The 22,364-nt window shown below is 54.7% G+C and carries 22 protein-coding genes, 1 tRNA gene and 2 pseudogenes; 15 read left to right on the top strand and 10 right to left on the bottom strand.

Annotated elements, in window-relative coordinates:
* Positions 1 to 67 precede the first annotated feature (67 nt).
* From V6Z53_RS03890 to vapC, 5 genes are all read left to right on the top strand, one after another.
* Positions 68 to 1,042 carry an alpha/beta fold hydrolase gene (locus V6Z53_RS03890; protein WP_338584234.1) on the top strand — a complete coding sequence of 325 codons (975 nt, stop codon included), beginning with the start codon at positions 68 to 70 and terminating at the stop codon, positions 1,040 to 1,042.
* A gap of 36 nt (positions 1,043 to 1,078) precedes the next feature.
* Positions 1,079 to 1,495 carry a hypothetical protein gene (locus tag V6Z53_RS03885; protein WP_338584233.1) on the top strand — a complete coding sequence of 139 codons (417 nt, stop codon included), beginning with the start codon at positions 1,079 to 1,081 and terminating at the stop codon, positions 1,493 to 1,495.
* 6 nt (positions 1,496 to 1,501) lie between these two features.
* Entirely contained in the window at positions 1,502 to 1,951 is a 450-nt protein-coding gene (locus V6Z53_RS03880; RefSeq protein WP_338584232.1) for a hypothetical protein, read from the top strand.
* Between the two features lie 171 nt (positions 1,952 to 2,122).
* Positions 2,123 to 2,353, top strand: a complete 231-nt coding sequence (gene vapB / locus V6Z53_RS03875) for a type II toxin-antitoxin system VapB family antitoxin (protein ID WP_338584231.1) — start codon at positions 2,123 to 2,125, stop codon at positions 2,351 to 2,353.
* On the top strand, positions 2,353 to 2,760 hold the full coding sequence (gene vapC / locus V6Z53_RS03870) for a tRNA(fMet)-specific endonuclease VapC (RefSeq protein ID WP_338584230.1): 408 nt from the start codon (positions 2,353 to 2,355) through the stop codon (positions 2,758 to 2,760). The genes vapB and vapC overlap by 1 nt, the downstream gene beginning before the upstream one ends.
* A 74-nt stretch (positions 2,761 to 2,834) precedes the next feature.
* Here the strand turns inward: vapC and gabP are convergent, their stop codons facing one another.
* Positions 2,835 to 4,226, bottom strand: a complete 1,392-nt coding sequence (gene gabP, locus V6Z53_RS03865) for a GABA permease (protein WP_338584229.1) — start codon at positions 4,224 to 4,226, stop codon at positions 2,835 to 2,837.
* Positions 4,227 to 4,789: 563 nt separating this feature from the next.
* Here gabP and V6Z53_RS03860 point away from each other — a divergent pair.
* From V6Z53_RS03860 to V6Z53_RS03830, 7 genes and pseudogenes are all read left to right on the top strand, one after another.
* Complete coding sequence (locus V6Z53_RS03860) at positions 4,790 to 5,563, top strand: ABC transporter ATP-binding protein (protein ID WP_007972784.1); 774 nt, start codon at positions 4,790 to 4,792, stop codon at positions 5,561 to 5,563.
* Positions 5,564 to 5,576: 13 nt separating this feature from the next.
* Positions 5,577 to 6,326, top strand: coding sequence for an ABC transporter substrate-binding protein (locus tag V6Z53_RS03855; protein ID WP_338584228.1), 750 nt, complete (start codon positions 5,577 to 5,579; stop codon positions 6,324 to 6,326).
* Between the two features lie 72 nt (positions 6,327 to 6,398).
* Positions 6,399 to 7,094 (top strand): ABC transporter permease, encoded by a 696-nt coding sequence (locus V6Z53_RS03850; RefSeq protein WP_338584227.1) that lies wholly within the window; start codon positions 6,399 to 6,401, stop codon positions 7,092 to 7,094.
* The gene (locus V6Z53_RS03845; protein WP_095192339.1) at positions 7,091 to 7,780 is read left to right on the top strand and encodes an ABC transporter permease; all 690 of its coding nucleotides are present in this window, start codon (positions 7,091 to 7,093) and stop codon (positions 7,778 to 7,780) included. The genes V6Z53_RS03850 and V6Z53_RS03845 overlap by 4 nt, the downstream gene beginning before the upstream one ends.
* Complete coding sequence (locus V6Z53_RS03840; protein WP_338584226.1) at positions 7,761 to 8,990, top strand: methyltransferase; 1,230 nt, start codon at positions 7,761 to 7,763, stop codon at positions 8,988 to 8,990. Before V6Z53_RS03845 ends, V6Z53_RS03840 begins: the two co-directional genes overlap by 20 nt.
* A 417-nt stretch (positions 8,991 to 9,407) precedes the next feature.
* Positions 9,408 to 9,483, top strand: a tRNA-Thr gene (locus V6Z53_RS03835).
* 228 nt (positions 9,484 to 9,711) lie between these two features.
* A pseudogene (locus V6Z53_RS03830) lies at positions 9,712 to 9,919 on the top strand (hypothetical protein).
* A gap of 1,114 nt (positions 9,920 to 11,033) precedes the next feature.
* On the opposite strand, the gene V6Z53_RS03825 reads toward V6Z53_RS03830, so the two are convergent.
* Positions 11,034 to 11,471: a DUF6530 family protein gene (locus V6Z53_RS03825; protein ID WP_338584225.1), complete on the bottom strand. Its 438-nt coding sequence runs from the start codon at positions 11,469 to 11,471 to the stop codon at positions 11,034 to 11,036.
* On the opposite strand from V6Z53_RS03825, the gene V6Z53_RS03820 reads away from it, so the two are divergent.
* Both V6Z53_RS03820 and V6Z53_RS03815 read left to right on the top strand, forming a co-directional pair.
* Positions 11,472 to 12,017: a hypothetical protein gene (locus V6Z53_RS03820; protein WP_338584224.1), complete on the top strand. Its 546-nt coding sequence runs from the start codon at positions 11,472 to 11,474 to the stop codon at positions 12,015 to 12,017.
* Positions 12,018 to 12,065: 48 nt separating this feature from the next.
* Positions 12,066 to 12,221, top strand: coding sequence for a hypothetical protein (locus V6Z53_RS03815; protein WP_338584223.1), 156 nt, complete (start codon positions 12,066 to 12,068; stop codon positions 12,219 to 12,221).
* Positions 12,222 to 12,457: 236 nt separating this feature from the next.
* Here the strand turns inward: V6Z53_RS03815 and V6Z53_RS03810 are convergent, their stop codons facing one another.
* From V6Z53_RS03810 to V6Z53_RS03775, 8 genes and pseudogenes are all read right to left on the bottom strand, one after another.
* The gene (locus V6Z53_RS03810) at positions 12,458 to 14,884 is read right to left on the bottom strand and encodes a S8 family peptidase (RefSeq protein WP_338584222.1); all 2,427 of its coding nucleotides are present in this window, start codon (positions 14,882 to 14,884) and stop codon (positions 12,458 to 12,460) included.
* Between the two features lie 24 nt (positions 14,885 to 14,908).
* Complete coding sequence (locus V6Z53_RS03805; protein WP_338584221.1) at positions 14,909 to 15,895, bottom strand: ATP-binding protein; 987 nt, start codon at positions 15,893 to 15,895, stop codon at positions 14,909 to 14,911.
* Between the two features lie 547 nt (positions 15,896 to 16,442).
* Positions 16,443 to 17,060: a recombinase family protein gene (locus V6Z53_RS03800; RefSeq protein ID WP_338584220.1), complete on the bottom strand. Its 618-nt coding sequence runs from the start codon at positions 17,058 to 17,060 to the stop codon at positions 16,443 to 16,445.
* A gap of 115 nt (positions 17,061 to 17,175) precedes the next feature.
* Entirely contained in the window at positions 17,176 to 17,394 is a 219-nt protein-coding gene (locus V6Z53_RS03795) for a hypothetical protein (protein ID WP_338584219.1), read from the bottom strand.
* Between the two features lie 229 nt (positions 17,395 to 17,623).
* Positions 17,624 to 17,832 (bottom strand): annotated as a pseudogene (locus V6Z53_RS03790) (hypothetical protein).
* Positions 17,833 to 17,880: 48 nt separating this feature from the next.
* Positions 17,881 to 18,786 carry a plasmid partitioning protein RepB C-terminal domain-containing protein gene (locus V6Z53_RS03785; RefSeq protein WP_338584218.1) on the bottom strand — a complete coding sequence of 302 codons (906 nt, stop codon included), beginning with the start codon at positions 18,784 to 18,786 and terminating at the stop codon, positions 17,881 to 17,883.
* On the bottom strand, positions 18,786 to 19,697 hold the full coding sequence (locus V6Z53_RS03780; protein WP_338584217.1) for a ParB/RepB/Spo0J family partition protein: 912 nt from the start codon (positions 19,695 to 19,697) through the stop codon (positions 18,786 to 18,788). The genes V6Z53_RS03785 and V6Z53_RS03780 overlap by 1 nt, the downstream gene beginning before the upstream one ends.
* Positions 19,694 to 21,187, bottom strand: coding sequence for a recombinase family protein (locus tag V6Z53_RS03775; protein ID WP_338586445.1), 1,494 nt, complete (start codon positions 21,185 to 21,187; stop codon positions 19,694 to 19,696). Before V6Z53_RS03775 ends, V6Z53_RS03780 begins: the two co-directional genes overlap by 4 nt.
* A gap of 183 nt (positions 21,188 to 21,370) precedes the next feature.
* Here V6Z53_RS03775 and V6Z53_RS03770 point away from each other — a divergent pair, with 183 nt between their 5' ends.
* The gene (locus V6Z53_RS03770; RefSeq protein ID WP_338584216.1) at positions 21,371 to 21,715 is read left to right on the top strand and encodes a hypothetical protein; all 345 of its coding nucleotides are present in this window, start codon (positions 21,371 to 21,373) and stop codon (positions 21,713 to 21,715) included.
* Positions 21,716 to 22,364 lie beyond the last annotated feature (649 nt).

The following is a 22,364-nucleotide window of genomic DNA, read 5'->3' as shown; positions in this document are numbered from 1 at the left end:
TAACCTTGATTGTTCATCTGAAGCGCGAAGACTATTGTTGGCAGCTACCCGCAAAGGTCCGATACCGATGAATTTGCAGGACATGTCATCACTCGCCGCTGATCAGATCGAACTGCCGCTGACGGCCGACGCATCTGGCGAACCCTTCAAGCAACCCGCAGCCGACGGCTTCATGCTCGGCGGCTTTACCTGGCGCCATGCTGCCCGGAACATCTCCCGTCCGGTTGTCATCATCAACGCCGCCACTTCCGTTCGCTGCCGCCATTACTCACGTTTCGCCGACTACCTGTTCGCTAACGGTTTCGACGTCATCACCTTCGACTACCGCGGCATCGGCGAATCGCGTCCGGCATCGCTCAAGGGGCTTGAGGCTACATGGACCGATTGGGGAGCGTTGGATTTCGAGGCGATGCTCAAACGCGCACAGCGTGAATTCCCCGGTCAGCCTGTCGATGTGGTCGGCCACAGCTTCGGCGGCTGTGCCGCGGGCCTGGGAGCCTCAGGGCACCTTATCCGGCGACTGGTGACCGTTGGCGCGCAGTTCGCTTACTGGCGCGATTATGCGCCGGCCCATCGCTGGCGGATGTTCGGCAAATGGCATGTGGTGATGCCGCTGGTGACGATGATTTGCGGTTACTTTCCCGGCAAACGCCTCGGCTGGCTGGAAGATACGCCCGCCGGCGTTGTCCGTGACTGGAGCACGCCGACTGCCCGTTTCGAAACTCGCCCCAGCGGCCATGCAATCAACGCCGCCAAAGGGCGCCTGCCCTTCGCTGCCGTGACCGCGCAAACCCTCGCCATCAGCATCAGCGACGATCCCTACGGCACGATCCCGGCCATCGAACGCTTGCTCGACTACTTCACCGGTAGTTCAAATACTCACCTGCGCATAACCCCCGAAGACATCGGCGAGACAGAAGTTGGACATTTCGCCTTTTTTCGCAGCGCATACCAAGCCACACTATGGCCCATTGCATTGTCCTGGCTGCAAACCGGCGAGCTGGCCCCCGATACACCCGGGCGGACAGTCCCACGCAACTGAGCCACCGCCCTTTCAACGAATAACGGAACGACGACCATGGCCTCCGCCAACAAGCAGCAAAAACGCGCCTCCCGCGCCAAGGCCAAGGCCAAGCAGAACCGCACCCAACGCGCCGCCGCGCCGGTCGAACTGGACCCGAACGACGATCGCATCGATTTCGAATCGGTGGACCTGACCGACCTGTTCAAAGAAATGATCGATGCGGAAAAGATCAGCCAACAAGCAATGTGTGCAGCCTTTCTTGAACACCCGCTGCTCGCACTGGTGCTGGAGCAGGAGGGCGAAGAAACAGCGACAGACTTCATCATCGCTGCACTGATCGAGTATCGCCAATGGTCTACCGAAGCGGATGAAGCCAGCGCCCTGGCGTGGATCGAGTCCCCGGCCTTCCAGACTGACTACGTAACGGCGTCCGAAGTCATCGCAGCCCAAAACCAACAGAAACCGAACTGAGTTCCCATGGCCTCCCTGAACAAGCAACAGAAACGCGCCAAGCGTGCAAAAGCCAAAGCCAAGCAGATCCGCATGGTCGGCAGAAAATCGATTGTAGATCAGGATCTGCCCGATTTCGGCGAGCCGATCCCTGAGTACACCCTGGCGATGTTCAGCAAAATGCGCGACGCGGAAGCCGTCAGCCGCAGCGAAATGCTCTCGGTCTTGCTGACGAACCTCGCCTTTATCATCATCGACCATCCAGAACTGCTGGACATGGAAAACGCCGACGACGAAGGCATGGCCGCCACCCATCTGGCCGCCGACATGCTGATCGATTACCGTATGTGGGCCGATGGCATGGACCGAGAAACCGCCCAGGCCTGGCTCAGCGGGCCGCAGTTCATCACCGATTTCGGCGATGCCCTGGACGTCTACACCCAGTCTCTGGATGCGCCGGAAGAAAAAGCCGAGTAAGCGTTACAGCTCGAATAAAAACGGCCGCTCGTCATCACTGACAGCGGCCGTTTTATTGAGCGGCATGAATGTTCACTACACTTCGTCCAGCACAACGTATATCCCATTGACATATCCCGCCTACAACCTATTCTTGGGCGAATAACGCCAACACAAGCGCAGGAGGTCAACATGGAACAAACCACTCTTTTCATGAGCAATCGAAGCCAGGCTGTCCGCCTGCCCAAAGCCGTGGCGATGCCTAGCGATGTGAAGCGAGTCGACGTCATAGCCGTTGGCAGAGCTCGTATCATCACCCCTGCTGGCGAGACCTGGGATAGCTGGTTCGACGGTGACAACGTCACCGCAGACTTCATGTCCGACCGCGAGCAACCCGCAGATCAGGAGCGTGAGTCCTTCTGATGCTCAAATACATGCTCGATACCAACATCTGCATTTTCACTATCAAGAACAAACCACAAGTCGTGCGCGAGGCGTTCAATCGCCATCACGGCCAACTGTGCATCAGCGCCGTCACGCTGATGGAATTGATCTACGGCGCCGAAAAATCAGCGGCTCCGGAAAAAAATCTGGCCGTCATCGAGGGATTTTCCGCTCGTCTTGAGATTTTGCCTTTCGACTATGAAGCCGCCGCACACACCGGAATGATTCGATCCGAACTGGCAAAAAACGGAACACCCATCGGCCCCTATGACCACATGATCGCCGGCCACGCACGCTCACGCGGGTTCATTGTTGTGACAAACAACATGAAGGAGTTTGAGCGAGTGCCGGGATTACGCGTAGAAGACTGGGTCAGTTCCTGCTGAACCGCACTCGTCTACGCGAATGAAAACGACCGCGATCATTGCTGATGGCGGTCGTTTCGGTGTCTCAACAACGCTTAGCGAGCGGTTGCTGCGATCACATTTTCGTTGCGACGACGGCGAGCCACCAGCAAACCGGCGGCAACCACCAGAGCACTGAGCAGGCCGGTCGCGAGGATTTCCACGCGATGCGCATCCTGGAACAGCATGATGGTCAGGGCCGCGACGATGAAAACAATCACCGCGTAGGTCAGGCCCGGGAACAGCCACATGCTGAAGACGATTTTTTCACCGCGAGCCATACGCTGTTTGCGCATGCGCAGTTGCGAGATCGCGATCACCAGATACACCAGCAGCGCAATGGCGCCGGAGCTGGCCAGCAGGAACTCGAACACCGCAGCCGGGGCCACGTAGTTGGCGAATGTGGCCAGGAACGCCGCGCCAGTGGACAACATCACGGCCCAGTACGGCGTGCCGCTTTTATTGGTGCGCGTGGACATCGCCGGTGCATCACCGCGTTTGCCCAGGGAGAACAGCATGCGCGACGACGTGTAGAGCGCCGAGTTCAGGCAGCTGGTCACAGCAACCAGCACCACAATATCGACGATCATCTTGGCGTTCGGGATGCCCATGCGATCAAGCACGGTCTGGTAGGAACCGACGCTGGCCAGAATCGGGTCATTCCATGGCACCAGGGCCACAACGATGAAGATCGATACGAGGTAAAACAAACCGATCCGCCAGATCACCGAATTGGTGGCCTTGGAGATTTGCTTGCCTGGGTCTTTCGATTCCGCGGCCGCAATGGTCACGATCTCGGTACCCATGAACGAGAACATGGTGGTCAGAATGGCACCCAGCACCGCGCCCATGCCGTTCGGCAGGAAACCTTGGGTGTCGAACAGGTGTGAAACGCCGCTGACCTGACTGTTCGGCAGGAAGCCGAAAATCGCTGCCAAGCCAAGAATAATAAAACCGATAATCGCCAATACTTTGATCAGAGCGAACCAGAATTCGAACTCGCCGTAGTTCTTCACGCTAAACAGGTTGGTCACGGTCAGCAGCATCGTGATGACCAGCGCGAAGGCCCAGATGTCCACACCCGGGAACCAGGCGTGCAGGATAGTCGCGGCGGCGTTGGCCTCCAGCGGGATCACCAGAACCCAGAACCACCAGTACAACCAGCCGATGGTGAAACCGGCCCAGTGACCGATCGCGCGATCGGCGTAAGTAGAGAAGGAACCTGTGTCCGGCGAAGCAACAGCCATTTCACCGAGCATGCGCATCACCAACACCACCAGCATACCGGCGGCCGCGTAGGCCAACAGCACGGCCGGGCCTGCTGCAGCGATGGCGTGGCCCGAGCCAACGAACAGGCCGGCGCCGATAACCCCGGCGATCGACAGCATGGTCACATGACGCGGTTTAAGCCCCTGTTCGAGGCCGTTAGAGCTTTGGGTACTGCTCATTGAAACTACCTTTGTAAGGAAAAGCGAATGCATGCATCCCGCCGAGAATTCCCTTCTGTAAAAAGAAACCAACGGGGCGTTCCGGAATCTGCACGCAATAATTACGCCAAAATGTTTCAAAACCCTCTATCCCGGCGACTTGGACCTGACCGGACAGTCATCGCAAGTCATTGAAAGTAATAGCACTTTGCCAGAACGTTACCCTGCGACTCACTTAAAAGACGAAACAGCACTCCGGAAACACACCCGTTAATGGCTCAATGCACAATAAAAGTGCAGATCAGCAACGTTTGGCCGGTTAGCGCTTCACACCCCCCGCCAAAGCTGGCAACATCGCGCCCTTTTTTACGCGACAGCCACCGCGCTTTACCTGAAAGCAGGGTTCAAACGGCTGTTCGGTTGTTGATGGGGCGACAGTCTGCTGTGCCGATGCGACAACCTGCCACATGCCACCCGTTTACTGCCCGTAGCGCTGTTGGCTGCCTTTGAAACGCTATGCTAGGTTGGCCGCCTCGCCAGGAAGGCCACCAACAGCAGGAGCGAATACACAATGAGGAACGCACATGGCTGAGGCCACGCCCGCGCTTGAAATCCGCAACTTGCACAAACGCTACGGCTCGCTGGAGGTGCTAAAAGGCATCTCGCTGACCGCCCGCGACGGCGACGTGATCTCGATCCTCGGCTCCTCCGGCTCCGGCAAGTCCACGTTCCTGCGTTGCATCAACCTGCTGGAAAACCCGCATCAGGGCCAGATCCTGGTGGCCGGCGAAGAACTCAAGCTCAAGGCCGCCAAGAACGGCGAACTGGTTGCTGCCGACGGTAAGCAGATCAACCGCCTGCGCAGCGAGATTGGTTTTGTGTTTCAAAACTTTAATCTGTGGCCGCACATGAGCGTGCTCGACAACATCATCGAAGCCCCGCGCCGCGTGCTCGGCCAGAGCAAGGCAGAAGCCATCGAAGTCGCCGAAGCCTTGCTGGCCAAGGTCGGCATCGCCGACAAGCGCCACGCTTACCCGGCGCAGTTGTCCGGAGGTCAGCAACAACGCGCGGCCATCGCCCGCACCCTGGCCATGCAGCCCAAGGTCATCCTGTTCGACGAGCCAACCTCGGCGCTTGACCCGGAAATGGTCCAGGAAGTACTTAATGTCATCCGCGCACTGGCCGAAGAAGGCCGCACCATGCTGCTGGTCACCCATGAAATGGGCTTTGCCCGTCAGGTTTCCAGCGAAGTGGTGTTCCTCCACCAGGGCCTGGTAGAAGAGCAAGGATCGCCACAGCAGGTGTTTGAAAACCCGCTTTCGGCGCGCTGCAAACAATTCATGTCCAGCAACCGCTAACGGAGCTACCCACATGCAGAACTACAAAAAGGTCTTCCTGGCTGCCGCCGTCACCCTGGCGTTCAGCGCCGGTGCCATGGCCGAAACCCTGAAGATGGGCATCGAAGCGGCTTACCCGCCGTTCAACAACAAAGATGCCAGTGGCAATGTCGTCGGCTTCGACAAGGAAATCGGCGATGCCCTGTGCGCCAAGATGAAAGTCGAGTGCACCGTGGTCACGTCCGACTGGGACGGCATCATCCCCGCCCTGAACGCCAAGAAGTTCGACTTCCTGATTTCCTCGATGTCGATCACCGACGAGCGCAAGCAAGCGGTGGACTTCACCGAACCGTACTACTCCAACAAGCTGCAATTCATTGCGCCGAAGACCGTCGACTTCAAAACCGACAAGGCTTCCCTGAAAGGCAAAGTGATCGGCGCCCAGCGCGCAACCCTGGCGGGTACCTGGCTGGAAGACAACATTGGTGACGACATCACCATCAAGCTCTACGACACCCAGGAAAACGCCTACCTCGACCTGACTTCCGGTCGCCTGGACGGCATCCTGGCCGACAAGTACGTCAACTATGAGTGGCTGAAAAGCGACGCCGGCAAATCCTATGAATTCAAGGGTGACCCGGTAGAAGAAAGCGACAAGATCGGTATCGCCGTTCGTAAAAACGATCCTATCCGCGAGAAGCTGAACGTCGCGCTGAAAGAAATCGTTGCTGACGGCACCTACAAGAAGATCAACGACAAGTACTTCCCGTTCAGCATCTATTGATACTGACCTGCCTGGCCGGCGCCTGAGGGCGCCGGTTCTCGGCCTTGCCTGCCGCGATTTGAAAAGAAATCCATGATTATCGACCTCTACGGATTCGGCCCGGCGCTCGCCGCTGGCGCGCTGATGACTGTGAAACTGGCACTCTCGGCCTTGTGCCTGGGGCTGGTGCTCGGTCTGCTCGGCGCCTTGGCCAAGACTTCCCCGTACAAGCCGCTGCAATGGCTTGGCGGCACTTATTCGACCCTGGTGCGCGGCATCCCGGAATTGCTCTGGGTACTGTTGATCTACTTCGGTACGGTCAACCTGATGCGTGCCCTGGGTGAGTTCTTCGGCAATCCCGACCTGGAACTCAACGCCTTCGCCGCTGGCGTGATTGCGCTCGGCCTGTGCTTCGGCGCCTACGCCACGGAAGTGTTTCGTGGCGCGATCCTCGCCATTCCCAAAGGCCATCGTGAGGCCGGCGTGGCCCTGGGCCTCTCGAAGTGGCGCATCTTCACCAGGTTGATCATGCCGCAGATGTGGCGTATCGCCCTGCCCGGCCTGGGCAACCTGTTCATGATCCTGATGAAAGACACCGCGCTGGTGTCGGTGATCGGCCTGGAAGAAATCATGCGTCACGCGCAAATCGGCGTGACCGTGTCCAAGCAGCCGTTCACCTTCTATATGGTGGCCGCGTTCATGTATCTGGGCCTGACCGTTCTAGCCATGACCGGCATGCACTTGCTGGAAAAACGCGCCGCTCGCGGCTTCGCGAGGAGCACCCAATGAACTGGGAAGTCATCATCAAGTGGCTGCCGAAACTGGCCCAGGGCGCGACCCTGACCCTGGAGCTTGTCGCCATTGCCGTTATCGCCGGCCTGCTGCTGGCAATCCCGCTGGGCATCGCTCGCTCGTCGCGCCTGTGGTGGGTGCGGGCATTTCCCTACGGCTACATCTTCTTTTTCCGTGGCACGCCGTTGCTGGTTCAGCTGTTCCTGGTCTACTACGGCCTGGCGCAGTTCGACGTGATCCGTAACAGCTCGATGTGGCCGTACCTGCGCGATCCGTTCTGGTGCGCCACGGCGACCATGACCCTGCACACCGCGGCCTACATCGCCGAGATCCTGCGTGGCGCCATTCAAGCGATTCCACCGGGCGAGATCGAAGCAGCGCGAGCCTTGGGCATGTCCAAACCCAAAGCGCTGTTCTACATCATTCTGCCCCGCGCGGCGCGCATCGGCCTGCCGGCCTACAGCAACGAAGTGATCCTGATGCTCAAGGCCAGCGCCCTGGCCAGCACCGTGACCTTGCTGGAACTGACCGGCATGGCCCGCACCATCATTGCCCGGACCTACCTGCCCGTGGAGATCTTCTTCGCCGCCGGCATGTTCTACCTGCTGATGGCTTATGTGCTGGTGCGCGGCTTCAAGCTGCTGGAGCGCTGGTTGCGCGTCGATGCCTGCCAAGGGCGTTGATTCCCACGTGCTGACGGGCGAGGACCTGCTCGCCCGCTTCACCGCGCTGGATGCTTTTCTGACAGAGTATGAGGCGCTGTGGAAGCCGCGGCCGTTCACTTATCTGCATCTTCCCTGGGAAACCTCCTACCCCGAGTTGGCCGGTTGGCTACGCGGGCGCTCGCTGGAGGATGCGGAAAACAGTCATAACCAACCTTGCCTGCTTGATGCGCCAGAGCCATTTGCGACCCTGGCGCAGATGTCCCTTGCCCTGAGCGCTGTGGATGAATTGCCCGTTCATGCACTGGAAGCCGCGGGTCATCGACTGAACGTCGATGTTCCGGGCCGCAAGTGGCAGCAGATCGAAGCCTTCGCCAGTCGCTTGCAGTTTGCCGAAGCGCCAAGGCATTGGCTGGATTGGTGTTCGGGCAAAGGTCACCTGGGCCGACGTCTGCTGCAAACAGGGCAACAACTGACCTGCCTGGAATACGACCCAACGCTGGTTGCCAGTGGCCAGGCGCTCAGCCAGCGTCATCATTTGCATGCGCTGCATGTCGAACAGGATGTACTCGCGGCCAACACGGCTTCGTTACTTAAGTCAGAACATACGCCCGTTGCACTGCACGCCTGCGGCGATCTGCATGTGCAACTGATCCGGCTCGCCAGTGCCGCAGGCTGCAAACAACTCGCCATCGCCCCTTGCTGCTACAACCGGATCAGTCTGACCCAGTACTCGCCAATGTCCTCGGCGGCACAGGGTTCCGACCTACAACTGTCCCTCGACGATCTCGCGCTACCGATGAGTGAAACCGTCACCGCTGGCGCTCGCGTGCGACGACAACGAGACACATCCATGGCCCGGCGCCTGGGATTCGACCTGTTGCAGCGAGAGCTGCGTGGCGTTGACGAGTATCTGCCCAGCCCTTCCTTACCGAGCGCCTGGCTCGATAAATCGTTTGCCGACTACTGCCATCATTTGGCCGCACTCAAAGAGTTATCCACAATCTGCCAGCAGGATTGGCCAGCCCGGGAAGCCGCCGGCTGGCAGCGCTTGGCACATGTGCGCAATCTGGAGCTGCTGCGTGGACTTTTCCGACGCCCGCTGGAGCTTTGGCTGGTGCTTGATCGGGCGCTTTTCCTGCGTGATCAAGGCTACGAAGTTCGTCTCGGCACCTTCTGCGAAACCCCGCTCACGCCGCGCAATTTCCTGCTGTTGGCAGAACGCGCATAAAGCACTGCTGCCTGTGGATAACTCTGTTGATGAAAATATCGTGGATCCAATATTTACAGCTGTTTCAGGGGTGAAACGATACTGTTCAGTTTTCGTACACTTGAATAAAAAACCCGTAAAACAGTGATTTGCGTGCTGATGAGAACGGATCCACAAATTGGTCATATAGCCCGTGCAATGCAAATCCCGTTGTGCATAAGCATCCGATCAAAAGGACATAACTGCCGAAATAGAGGTGCTTGTGCAGAAAATGCGGGGAAGTCGTGACATGCCGGTCGCAGGTTTTCGACCTGGATTTTCCAGCGCTCGATTACCCCTATGGAGCGCCCGACATCGATGATGGAAGCCAATCCAAAAATAGTCAGAATTCAGGGGTTTACAGAACCTCTCCAATCGCTATAATCGTCGCCCTGACACGCCGGTATAGCTCAGATGGTAGAGCAACTGACTTGTAATCAGTAGGTCCCGGGTTCGATTCCTGGTGCCGGCACCATATAGATCAACAACTTAGGCTCACCGAAAGGTGGGCCTTTTTTGTTTCTGGGGTTTTATTCCCGAATTAGTCACAGCTTTGGTCACAGCTTCTTAAGTGATTGACGTTGGTGACACCCATTTTTGACCCTGGCGTCGCCGCACCGCCGGGTAACAACCTGTGCTTGGTTTACGCCGAAAGGATCGCCTCTGACTCACCCGGCTAACATCCTGCTACTTTTTCCTCTTCGTGGAGGAAAACACAACGCCAAACTCAGATTTGCTGCCCTCCCTGCTATTCACCAACTCGCCCTCGAAGCCGCCATAATGGAGCTTCCGAACTGGGTCGAACAGCGTGGCTCGCTGAGGTCACCGACAACGTGCGCCGCGTACTACAAGCCATCGACAAAAATGAAGAGTTCATCAAGATAACACTCGTGATGATGACTCCGGAGTGACTACAACTGACCATTAGCCGCCTCTTATGCGGTTGAAGTCATTCGTTGCGCTCACTGTCACGGGGACCGCATTCCACCGCCCTTAACCTGAGTTTTAGAGCGCATATGCTTGACGAAATCTACTCCAAGAAAATCGAGCGAAACACAGCAAATGATAGGAAGGCACTCCAGGCGCTCTCCAAACACGCCGACATGGGCAGTCATGCGCAGCTCGTGTACATCTATTCCCTAACCGACTCAAGCCAAGAGATTCCCTACCCGCGCACAGGAGGTCGAGTCGTCTATATAGGCGAAACGCAACGCGGGACTGGGGCTGGGAAGCGATTTGGGCACCACATTTCTAGTAGCCTGACTGAAGGTCTGAGCACGCTCATCAATCACACTCTCTCGGTCTATTACCACTCGGGTGTAGCACTTCACCTCAGGATATTCCGGGTCACTGATGGCCGAACAACGAAAAGCGCCGAACGAGTACTGCTGAACTGTCACTTGCTTCACTACGGTGCTTGTCCCATCGGCCAAGGCTCTTCAGGCGGCTACAACACGCCACGTCAGGTCACACAGCGATATGAGCTAGATCGCAAACTATGGGATGAATGTTCGCTTCTGCTAAATGAAATTCCATGACTTTTCCTTTTAACCGACATGCCCACGGCACGTAGCTGAAGTCAGTGTCCGGCTGGGTCGGTACGGGGCATTTGCTGATGACTAGGTTAAAAAAATCTCACCCAAGCCACGCCTAAGATCGCCGAAGGTGCTTCTATACGGTTGGTATGCTGGATGAACCCCATTGTGGCCAAAAAAACACCTTCCCTGGATCGGGCTTGCCCCTAGGCCGACGCCTGGTGGACGCAAAAAAGCCCGCATGGGCGGGCTTTGTGCACGGTATTGCAGGGGGAGGAGGAACGGCTTGACAGGTATTGCTTAACAAAATTAAAAAGTACTCACACGAATGAGTCATCCCTTTGGAAAGTTTCCTCTCCCTCTACCCCCAATCCGTTTTCATCATCACCACGATTTCTGCAAGCATCATCAGCGGGATTACCGCTGCGACTGTCGCTCACTGGCTGAAATAAAAACGCAAAGTCGCCCCTGCTTTTATAGTGGGGCGACTTTAAATTTTTCCTAGCTTCTTTAAGGCAATCACCAAGCGATCCAGACTCACGTCCAGATGCGCTTTATTGGCGGCCACCTCTTTCTTCATGATCTCCAAATATCTTTTCCTCTCTCCGTTGTCGGTTGAAAAGGTGATGGGGAAATCATCGGTTGATGCTAGCTCATTGCCATTTTCGGTGTACCGAATGGCAGTGCAAATCAGCGTGGTCAAGTCGATTGCCCGGTGCAGGGGCAGCTCTTCGGACTGGCGCGACCATTTTTCGCCGGTGTTGCGCCACACCTTGGCCGAAATTTCCGTGCAGCCTGGTTCATTCCACTGAGCCAATCCGATGGATAGGCCTTTCGCATCAGTGCCCTTAGCAAAGGGGCCATCGATTTGGTCGTAATTAGCTACTTCCAGAACAGGCTTGTGCTTCAGGTGCGTCGGGATTTTCATGTGGCTGATCTTCTCTTCGATTTTAGTAAATTTAGTAAATTTAGTAACCTCACTGATATTAGTAGCAGCCAGGTCGAAAAGGAAGAGGGCGCCTCGATCTGTCCTCAAAAGGTTATGAATCAAATAAGTGTGATAAAAACCGTTATCACTATAAAAACCAAGGATGACTTCATGGCCCCACGTTCCCCTTCCCGTCCGCCGATCCTCTCCACCAACTGGGACCAACGCTACGACTGCGACACCTGCAAGCTGTATGAGCTAGACCTTGACGATGACATCAATGAAAAGACTTGGACCTGCAAGGCTTGTGACGAGCCTGTATTGATTACCATGGAGGACGACGAAGGGCAGTACTTGGTTCGGCGCATCCCTGCTAACCAGCTCAAAAAAAACGATTGGATCTATGACGGCAACAATCTTGGCCGATCTGTCCGGATCAACGACTCCAGCAAAGCGCAAATCAAAAACGGGGACTGGTACTTGGCCCTGAAGGACATCGGCAAGCGCTTTGTCGAATCCAGCCGCTACTACAACCGTATCGTTTGAAGCGTCGTGACAGGAATATTCGAGGCTCTATCTAATCTGGAGCTTCCCATGTACATCCCGACGATTTGCCTGGACTGCGGTTTACCCTCCGAGCCTATTGAATGGACCGAAGACCTCTCTGGTATCGGTGACGATAGTGCCGATTGGGTGACCTTTGACGATGATGAGGTGTGCCAGTGCGCCGCCGAGGATGACAATGACTGACCTGATGAATATTGCCTAGCGACGCCTCACCGCTGCCCAGTTTTCGGTAGACACTCGGTGTCCGCTTTTGGCCCTTCTCTGCCTATCATGGTCACAACGCGTGCCGGGAATATCCGATGCATTCGGTGATCAGAATGAATGCAAATGACTGGGCAGGTCGAATGCAAACAGGTGGCCCCGAAGCCACTGCAAAAAAGTGCGGGGAGCTCCGGCCTCGGCTAGAAGCTCCCGCAGACTTAACCTCTGTTTTGCAAACGTGTAGCAGCCCTCAGTCGCTCTCTAGCTTCGACCTGCTGCTGAATCAGAGCATGGATCTGAGTGTAGAGCTTTGCGCTCTCGTTTTCCCGATCCGCTACGGTAACCACCAACGCGTAAGGCTCTTTGTCCAGCACATCAGGATGGCTCCACTCGCGATCCTGACGGATCACTACTACATACCATTTTTCATTTGGCTTGCGCTGCTTAAAGGTCCAGCGCGAGGACTGAACGGTACCGCGGCTGCGTGCTTGAGCAGAGATGTCACGATTGGTGGTCGCGTCGTCGTTTCGCGTCTCGGTTTCGGCTTTCTTCAACTGGTTGAAGTGCTTCTGAACGTCATCCAGCGAAGTGCCCTTAACCAAGCGATAGCTGATCTGAGTAGCTAGATAATCGATCCTAGTGGTACGTACCGCTGGTGAATAGGCAAGTGTCACGGAGAGTTCCCGTGTCGCGCGGGCAGAGCGCAGGTAATCGGACGGAAGCGGAAGCTCGTAGAACTGACATGAATCGTTTTCAATGCTCTCTTCCGACATCAGCACTACGACGTTATCGGAGGACCTGAAGAGATCGCTTTCGCTCACAGAGCCATAGCCCGCCACATCTCGCGCGACCTCGCGGTTGTAGGTGTTCTTATCCTCCTTATAGGCCTTCTTGAACTCATCGGAGAAAGTGGAGATAACTTGATCTGGCAAATACGCCTGATTGACCAACATGGCACGAAGCAGGTTGGCAGATGCGGCTGGATACTCGTTCAGTAAACGTCCAGCCAAGTGAGTGATGTATGGTGCCGCGAAGCTAGTACCACTCACTTCTTTGAACAGCGTATTGCCTATCACCTGGTGATTGAGGGTGAGGACGCCTAGCCCATGCATATCAGGGCGCCACTGCTCGTTTGCCCGCCTCATTGGGCTTGCGAGATTACCGCCCGCGGCGATGAGCTCCGGCTTGAAGGCGCCTTTTACTGAGGGGCCATGTCGGGTGAAGGGTGAAGGCTGATTTTCTGAAGCTGGTGAGAGTTGCTGGATTTCAGGAAACCGCTGAGCGTCGTAAGTGGCGTTGTGCCGGGAGATACTCCCCACTGTCAATACCGTCATAGCGGGTGCAGGATCAATGATAGCGCTCTGTTCTGCTACCAGATACTCGGGGTATTCGTCTCGCCAGCTGTTGATGGGCGTTGGCGGGTTATCCGACCCACAATAGTTACCCGTCGAAACCACAAATAAGACGTTGTGGTGCCTGGAGAGAACATCCAGGATGTAGGCGAGACCGCGGACATGGGTACCATCATACGGTGCATGGCTGTTACCCAGCGAGAGATTGAAGATCCTGCAACCAAGATCAACGAAATACTCGACAGCCTTGGTCAGGGACGCCTCAAGCGAGTGCTCGTCATAGACCGCATTTCCGGTATGCGGGCACTTCTTCATCACCTTCCCGTTGTAGATCCAGAACTCTGGCCTCCAGTAATTCGACTTGTCACAAGCCTCCACGTCGCCATATAGAGCCACACCGGCCACCGCCGTGCCGTGGCCTACCTCATCGTCATCTCCTTCGCCATCGATAAAAGAGGCGCTCTCAGCCATTGCCGACCTCAATAGCGGGTGACTCCCATTGATACCGCTATCCAAAATGCAGACCCTAGCTGCATCAGCAGCGGGGGAAGGAATGTTTCGAGGGAGCTCGTTGATGTCGCGATTTAGCTGGCGAATGCTGATCCCAGTTGCAGGAAGGAGATCTACAAGTCGCACATCACGATGATCTAGCAGCAATTGTGCCTGGTCTGTGGTGACCTCAACTCGGTACAACAGCAGACTGTCCAGATTGATCTTGTCGAGCTTTCGGATTTTCTGGCTCTCTAGCCAGCCCTCGAAAGCAGTTGTGAGCCGGATGCGGTTGGGGTGGTTCGCCACGTCAACAGGCCAAAGTTCGACGTCAAGCTTAAAGCTAGGAGTGCTTGGAAGGCCGATATTCTTGAGCGCCCAGCTCTTGCGATCCTCTGCGGACCACGCCTCGATCCCTTCGATCGCTTCCAAGATCTGGCGGTAGGTCAAGCTGGTACCCAAGACACCCAACTTTTTCAGGTGGTCGGCGAACATGGACAAGCCAGCCTCCGTCGCAAACACAACGCACAGCTGTTTGTCTTCTTGGCTGATGAATTCCAACCCGTGGTGTGACAAGTTGGCGAACGTAAGTGCGCCCTCGTATTTCAGTTTGAGGACGAAGGGGGAGCCGGCAGAGGAGCCGATTTGCTTTCTGGCTAGGCCTTCAGCTGTTGCGAAGTAGCCATTCAGTTTTTGGCCATGCCCGCGAAGATCCCCGCGGGTCACGAAATGGGGAGGGTTTTTCGTCCGGCGCTGGTTATCCAGTACCTCGCGCGCAATGTTCAGGTGCTTGTAGGTAGCCACAGTTTCTTCCCTGAGGGCTGATGTTTAGGACTTCCTGAGGTCTTCCCTAGCAAGGGCGCTCTTCAGCTCCTTGATAGTCAGAAATTCTTGCTCCCGCAAGATCATCCGTTTCGCTGCACGGCGTATTACGCGCTCGACGTCCGCACCACTCTTACCCTTAAACTCCTTCAATACTTCTTTGTCGTCAATCTCAAATTGACGACGGATTCCCCGCAGCTTCAGATGCAAAATTTCTTTCAGCTGTTTCTCATCTGGAAGGGGAAATTCGATGGACTCATCAAATCGCCGCCAGATAGCCGAGTCGAGGATTTTCTCATGGTTCGTAGCGGCGATAATCAAACTGCTACCTTCGTATGAGTCCATCATCTGAAGCACAGCGTTGACTACTCGGCGCAGCTCGCCATGGTCACTGCCGTTGTCCCGTTCTTTGCCGATAGCATCGAATTCATCGAACAGGACCACAAACGGATGCTGGGCAATAAAATCGAAGACCTTTCGAAGGTTTGCGGCAGTCTCGCCCAGGAAGGAGGAGACCAGCGCATCTAAGCGGACGATGGCAAGTGGTCGGTCGAGCTCAAAGGCCACGACCTCAGCAGCCAAGGTCTTCCCGCATCCAGGGGGACCGAAGAAGATGACCTTGCCAGCAGGCTGCATTCCATAACTGCGTAGAACATCAGCCCGTCTGTTTTCCTCAAGAATTTCCTCCAAAGCCGCAGAGCTGCTCGGAGGAAGAATCACTTCGTCGAGTGAGCGCTTGGGCGATCGGATATCCAGCAGCGGTAGACCGCGTTCTTTATCGACAGGGACATCATAATGGGCACGTTGCGTGCTCCCCGATGCCCGTAAGTTCGATTCACCGCCGTACAGAATCTGTTCCAAATCATTCGCTAGCAGATGGTGCTGCTTTTGCCGCTCTTCTTCAATAACGGCTTTTGACGCGAGGCGAAATGCATTCGCATCGCCCGCAGTGCCTGCTCTGAACAGCTGCCGAAGAATTTTACCATTTGCCATTTCACACCACCTTGTTTATTGCTGACTCATAACGTGTTTAGTCGTCGACTTAACCTATCGCAGCTAAACAGTTCGCAATAACCCGTCTCGCACTTTGGTTTTCATAATTCAGGACTCCATTCCTAATCAACTTTCATCTACATGCGAAGCTATTTGTAACGGGGTGGCTGGCATGGCGGGGTAGCCTAGTCCACTTTCGACCCTCCTTAAACAAAATTCCGCCGAGCTGTAGCCTGTCATCCCAACTCACGGCCAATGGCTTGAGTCATCCAGAAGGACAAGAAAAATTCTTCCTGAGCCCAACGCGCCCCATGACATCCCGTCATTTGAGCGCTTGTCAGTGATGGAGGTTAGTCGATGACGGTCAAAGGTACGTGATGCGAGATGAATTACGGTACCTTTTCGTCGCTCTGGAAATTGTGAGTGATTCGCTCGTGGGTGACTCCATTGGGTGTGTTGTCATATCGGCAACACAGATCGGAGCTGCCAGCGCAGTGCTGGCTTTTAGATCGCGATAGGTGACCGCAAAGCCGTTTTATTGGTGCTTTCAGGCACTGGCCAAGTCCCTGATCCTGAGTACCGTGGTGGTTGAGCAGTTGGCGTGCCTGGCCGTTGCTCGGATGCCAAGGCCGGCACCGAGCAGTTCCGTAACGCGCTTGTGCAAACCTTCATCGATCGGCCGGCCTTGATACTTACCGGCAGCTTTGGCCTTCTCGATACCCTGGGCCTGGCGCTCACGGCGTTGCTCGTAATCCTTGCGGGCAATGGCTGCCATCATTTCCACCAGCATCGAGTTGATAGCGCCAAGCATCCGCCCGGTGAACTCGTCGCCCTTCGTGTCCTGCATTCCCTGGTGACTGGTCGGGAGATCGAGCGCGACGATGCGCAGTCCCTTGGAATCAATCGTGGCCTTGAGCTTCTGCCAATCCTCCACCGGCAAGCGGGAAAGCCGGTCTATTGACTCCACCAGCAGCACGTCACCCTTGCGCGCATCTTTAAGCAGACGCAGCAACTCGGGCCGGTCGGCGGAGGCGCCACTGGCATTCTCAAGATACACGCTCGCAATGTCCTTGTTATGGTCGCTGGCGAACTGTTCAAGCGAGGCCTGGGCGCGGCTGGCGTCTTGCTCTTCGGTTGATGCTCGGAGATATGCGCGGATGAACATGATGTGCCTCACGTATCAGTTAGGGTGTTCTACTAATACTGTTGCACTATGGGTGTCACTTATCAAGCGGAAAGGGCAAATAAATTTGAATATGCCCGTATCAGCTAAGGCATACCTATAACTGCCGTAGTCGCATGATTGCGCCTGTGATGTCTTGAGCATTCCGGTCCAGCGTTTCCATGGCCGCAATTGCGTTAGAGGCAACGCTCCCCACACCATTCTCAGAAAGCCACTTGGTCACCTCCTCAATGGCCGCACACATGGCGTGCTGGTTGTGCAGGAGTAGTGTGAGTGCGTCTGCTGTGGCTATGTTGGCTTCGGAGTTATCTGACATGGGAATCATCCTTGAGTAACTGATGTGGGAAGACTAGCTGAACTCGCCATTGGCTTGAGCCACTTCTCCAAATCCGCTGACGCTTGGGCAATTAGAATGACTTGACCACCCATTTGCATTTGACCTAACCAACTATCTGCGAGGATTTTACCCGCCCCCTTAGCAAACATTACCGGCAGTGAACGACCCATTGCAGACATTCGCTAACAACAGAAAATCCTGACCGTCGTCATTCAGGCGCCATCATGACTGAAAGCGTCATCTTGATGAACTCTTCGTTTTGTCGATGGCTTCCAGGGCTCCGCGCACGTTGTTAGCGACATCAGTTGACCCGCGTTGCTCGACCCAGTTTGAAAGCTCCAAGATTGCAGCTTCTAAAGCGAGCTGATTATCGTTGAGTTTGAATAGCAGGGAAGGGAGCAGGTCTTCGTTGGACATCTCGATTCCTCCATGGAAAATATCAGCATAGTCCTTAATGACGTATTGTTATTCCCGTTCTAGCTGGCGGGCATCTGATGTCACCGCCTCCATTATTGAGACCAGCTCCTCAAGCAGTTCTGCGTAGTGGTGTGTCAGGTAGAGAGCAATGGCTTGATTTCGAAGAAGACGCATGAGGTACCCTTTGGCAACAACCAAGACCAGCATCGTTTCACCCAAAGTATCTTCGACTTGTTTATAGTCGTGTTGCAAATTTTCCATTTCCCGCTCCATCCGTGCAATGTCCACTGCACTGACTTCATTGGTTGGCTTTTTCTTTTGTTCAATCAGCATCTCAGGACGAGACGCTGCCAACACCATTTGAGCGTAATTCCTGGTGAAGCAATTGGCCGAGATCATCATTTCAACCGTTTCGATCTGCCGAATTGGTTTCATCTGACGAAGGCACCGAAATACATCCTGCGACACCATGCGAACCTTAAGCATTTCCGCTGCCTCTGGCGCGATGCCCCGAAGTAAATTTTCTCGTGCGTGGACTCGATCAACATTGATCCCTAGCACTGTTGCAATACGAGAGGCTTCGATCCCCTTTTTCAACGCAGAGACGATCATTTTATGTTCTTGTATCGGCGTTAGCCGGTTGATTTGCCGGTTGTAAGTAAAACTCTCGTCATCCGTAGAAATCAGGCAAAGGGCCTCAGTCGCACCGAGTGACTTGAGTGCTTCTAGCCGAAGGTGTCCATCCAACAACATGAACGAAGATATCCCACCAGCCATGACCTGTATGGGATGAACCACCAAAGGTTCAATCACGCCTAGTTCTTTTATCGAGCTCAGAATGCTGGCATATTTTTTACTACCAGCCATCAGGTGATCGACCTTCCGCGATGGAAGAATTTGATCCACTGGAATCGCAATGACACGTTGCTCGAAAGCCTGCTTGATCTCTGACATCACTGATTCTCCCCAAATATCCGGTCTGCGAGAGGCTTGGGTAAATCAGGGATTTCTTCGTTGCGAAGCAGGGTGCTGAAGTAATCGTCGGCCATTAATTTGCGCATGGCCGTAACGATGATCAGTAGCCGTTGCTCGTTGATGTCCGACTTTTTGATCATGACTTTCTGGCGCCGTACTTCCTTTTGATAGGTGTTAAGGAGCTTCTGAGGTGTAGTCTTCTCCGTGCTTGCTTGCATTTGTCCATATTGCTTGCCAAAGGTTTTCCGTCTGTCAATCAATCGGCGAACCTTCATCAGTTGCTCGCCTTTCAGTAGACCGCTTTCATAGGCGTCAATCATGGCTTGTTGTACTTCACCGTCCTTAGAGCAAGCGATGTCTATGGCCAGTTTTATGGACAGCCATCCTTTCTCGACTGCAGCAATAAGTCGGTCCTCTCCTTGGCGTAACAACACTAGAATTCCTTTGATGTAGCCATTGTCGAGGCAAGTTTTTCCGGCGATCTGCTGACAGGTGTAGCCGCGTTCGGAAAGAATTTGGATCGCAGTCAGGAGCTCGATATTGGAATGCTTCCTGCGCGCCAGGTTCTCCACCAGACCGATCAGGTATCTATCCGCCTCGCTAGCACTCACAACAATGCATGGTATTTTTTGCTCACCTAATGCTTGAAATGCCTCAAAGCGACCTTGCCCACAAACTATCTCAAACGCTTCACAGCCATTGGTTGTGGGTGCGACTGTTATCGGACGCTTCAGGCCTAATGCTGAGATGTTCTCGACCAATTTGGCGAAGACTTGTTTGTTGCGTGCACGGGGATTGAGTACACGGATGTCTTTCAGTGGAATTAGACGAATCGTCGACTCCTCCGCTACATGCATCCGGGCTCTGCGAGGGGTTTGAATTACCGTCATGCCACTCTCCTATAATCAGCGCGGCGCGTCAGTTCCGAGAGGATGTCCAATGTTTCGAACCGGTAAATCTCGAGGCATGCCTGATTGTTTTCCGCCAGCCGTAGGTGAGGGGATGCCATGTCGATGGTGGGCAGGATGTAGTAATCCTGAGCTGCTTCTTCGAGTTCTTTCATTCGCACGGCGATGGTCAGGTCAGGATTCAGGCCTAAGTCGAAACGAATTTTCCAGCGCTTATAGCCAGCGATTGAAACCTGGCAGCGACACAACACGAGAGAAATTGACAATTCCTTGTTAATCAGCATGAGGCCGGTGTTCGGATCAACCGTTACATCGCCACCCACCTCCGCTATTTTCAAAATGGTGTGCTGAAGCAGCACAGGGTGCATCTCGCGAAGTCTTTTGTTAGCTTCGATATATTGGTAGTTGCGTGCAGGTGTGTAACCGATTAGGGAATAACAGCGAAGCAAGCTTCCAAATCGATGCTGGTAAGCACTGCTTGAAGGACACCCTTCTGCCTCATCAATGACAAGACCCGACAAAAAACCGCGACGTTCATAGATGGCCTTCAATACGTGCAGCATCTCCTCATCGGGCATTCGATACGAACGCGTTTGGATGATCGACTGAGCGGCTTGAAATAGGATCAAGTTGACGATAGGGCTGAAGGCACCATTCGCCCGAACCCACTCTTCAGGAGGGTTTTGGGTTCGCGTTTGTTTAAGTTTGAACGAGCTATGGTTCCACACGTTATTGCCGACGTACTTCTCATTAATCAGTACTTGGTGCACGGTGCCCCTAGACCATTTTCTAGAACGGTCATTGAGCACGCCTTGAGCATTTAACCAATCGGCAATCTCGCGCTCGCTCCTGCCTTCTTCCACGAACAGTCGGTAGATGTGCAACACAATTTCGACTTCGCCCGGTGGGCCAGGTACCAAAATTACCCGGTCTGTTTGAATGCTTTTATGTTCACCTACGCTCAGTTCGTTTTTGGGTGAACCGGTGCTGTCGATTAATTGCCGCCTGAGTCCAAATCCCGCCGGCCCACCCTGACGATATCCAAGCTCGATGAGCCGAGATTGTCCTGCGAAAACCTTCACCGAGAGCTCCCGGCTGTATTCACCTGCCATCATCCGCTTCACGCTTTTGACGATGTTGGATACTGGCGAGCCATCGTTGGTGAACTGCTCCGCGCAGTATTGAACCGAGACACCTGCTTGTCTGCACCGCACTTCATAGCTGGCGCTGACGTCTGGATCTTGGAAGCGGCCCCAGCGGCTGACGTCGTAGACCAGAACTGTTGAATAGTCGGCGCGACCACTCTCCACGTCGAAGAACAATTGTTTTAGCGCATCTCGACCCTCCAGGCGAAGGCCACTTTTACCCATGTCCGTGTAGACCTTAATGATCTCATGGGCGTGGGCGGCCGCATAAATGCGAATGACATCAAGCTGATTTTCGGTCGAGTACTGCTGGTGCTCGGTAGACATGCGGACATACGCGGCTGCCAAGGTCGCGCTTGATCCATTGTGTGCATCACCTGCGCCAATGAGCCTGTGCATCGACAACCATCCTCAATCTCACCCACGGCTACTAAGGCGACATCAAGCCGTGATTAGCCACCACGTTGTCCGAAATAGTTCTATTGAAGGTAGAAGACCGGGGAGAGAAAAATGTTCACGAAAACGGGCAAATCTTTTCTGGCTCCAGAGCAATATGCAGCGGAGATTGCTAAAGCCCTTCACAAGGAGCTCGGTGAGACGCATCAGGCGACGAAAACATTGATGCGTTGGACGAACGCGAATGAGCGGACAGTTAAGAACTGGCTGGCCGGAAGTAATGGCCCGAAAGGCGACCATTTGGTGGCACTGGTGAAGCACTCTGACCTCGCTCTAGCTGCGTTTCTCGGAATGGCAGGAAGACCGCATGCGTTGACTGCATCGGAGCTCCCATCGCTAAGACAGAAGCTTCAGATGGTGTTAGAGAGGATTGATTCGTGCCTAACGCTCGAAAATTGATCTTTGCAAACTGACGGAAAACAAAAAGTGTTCACTTGTTGGAGTGGCTGCTTTTGGCCGTTTTCTGCCTGATGGGAAAGGCAGAAGTCGACCCAATATAGATAGTCCGTTCCGTTCCTTTCCTTTCCTACTCAGCGCCTGCAGATGAGCGACATGTGCTGTCGCTCCCGCAAAGCAATCTTGCAGCACCGAAGATTGCACGTGGTCGCCATGCTCATGTCACTCCCTCTCACCTTTGTCTGTCCCGAATGCTTCTGGAAAACGACCGTCTTGCCTTGTTGTGATTCAAGACCGAGCGTTTTACCGCCTCCCACAAGCTGCCCGGCTTGCCATGACTTGCCACTCGGATACCGGGAGGCGACCCACAAAGAGGTGCTCAAGGCGCGTCTGGAAGAATTTCTGATCCTGAACAAGATAGAGCGCGACATACCTTGTCGCCCCACTGAAGACAATGACTGCAAATCAAGGAACCACTTATGAAAAACCTGCTTGCAGTGATCGGATTATTTGTCGTTCTGCAGAAAGGCTACGCGTTCTATCGCGAATACAGCGATCTCAAACGCGATGCCCAGAGCCGGCGTGCCCCCGGTTGAGCAGGCGCAGACAATTGCACATGTCTAGACTTTAGTTTTATGGAATACAGAAAGAT

This window comes from Pseudomonas sp. MAG733B (assembly GCF_036884845.1).
GTDB lineage: Bacteria > Pseudomonadota > Gammaproteobacteria > Pseudomonadales > Pseudomonadaceae > Aquipseudomonas.
This window is presented reverse-complemented; position numbering and strand designations above follow the sequence as displayed.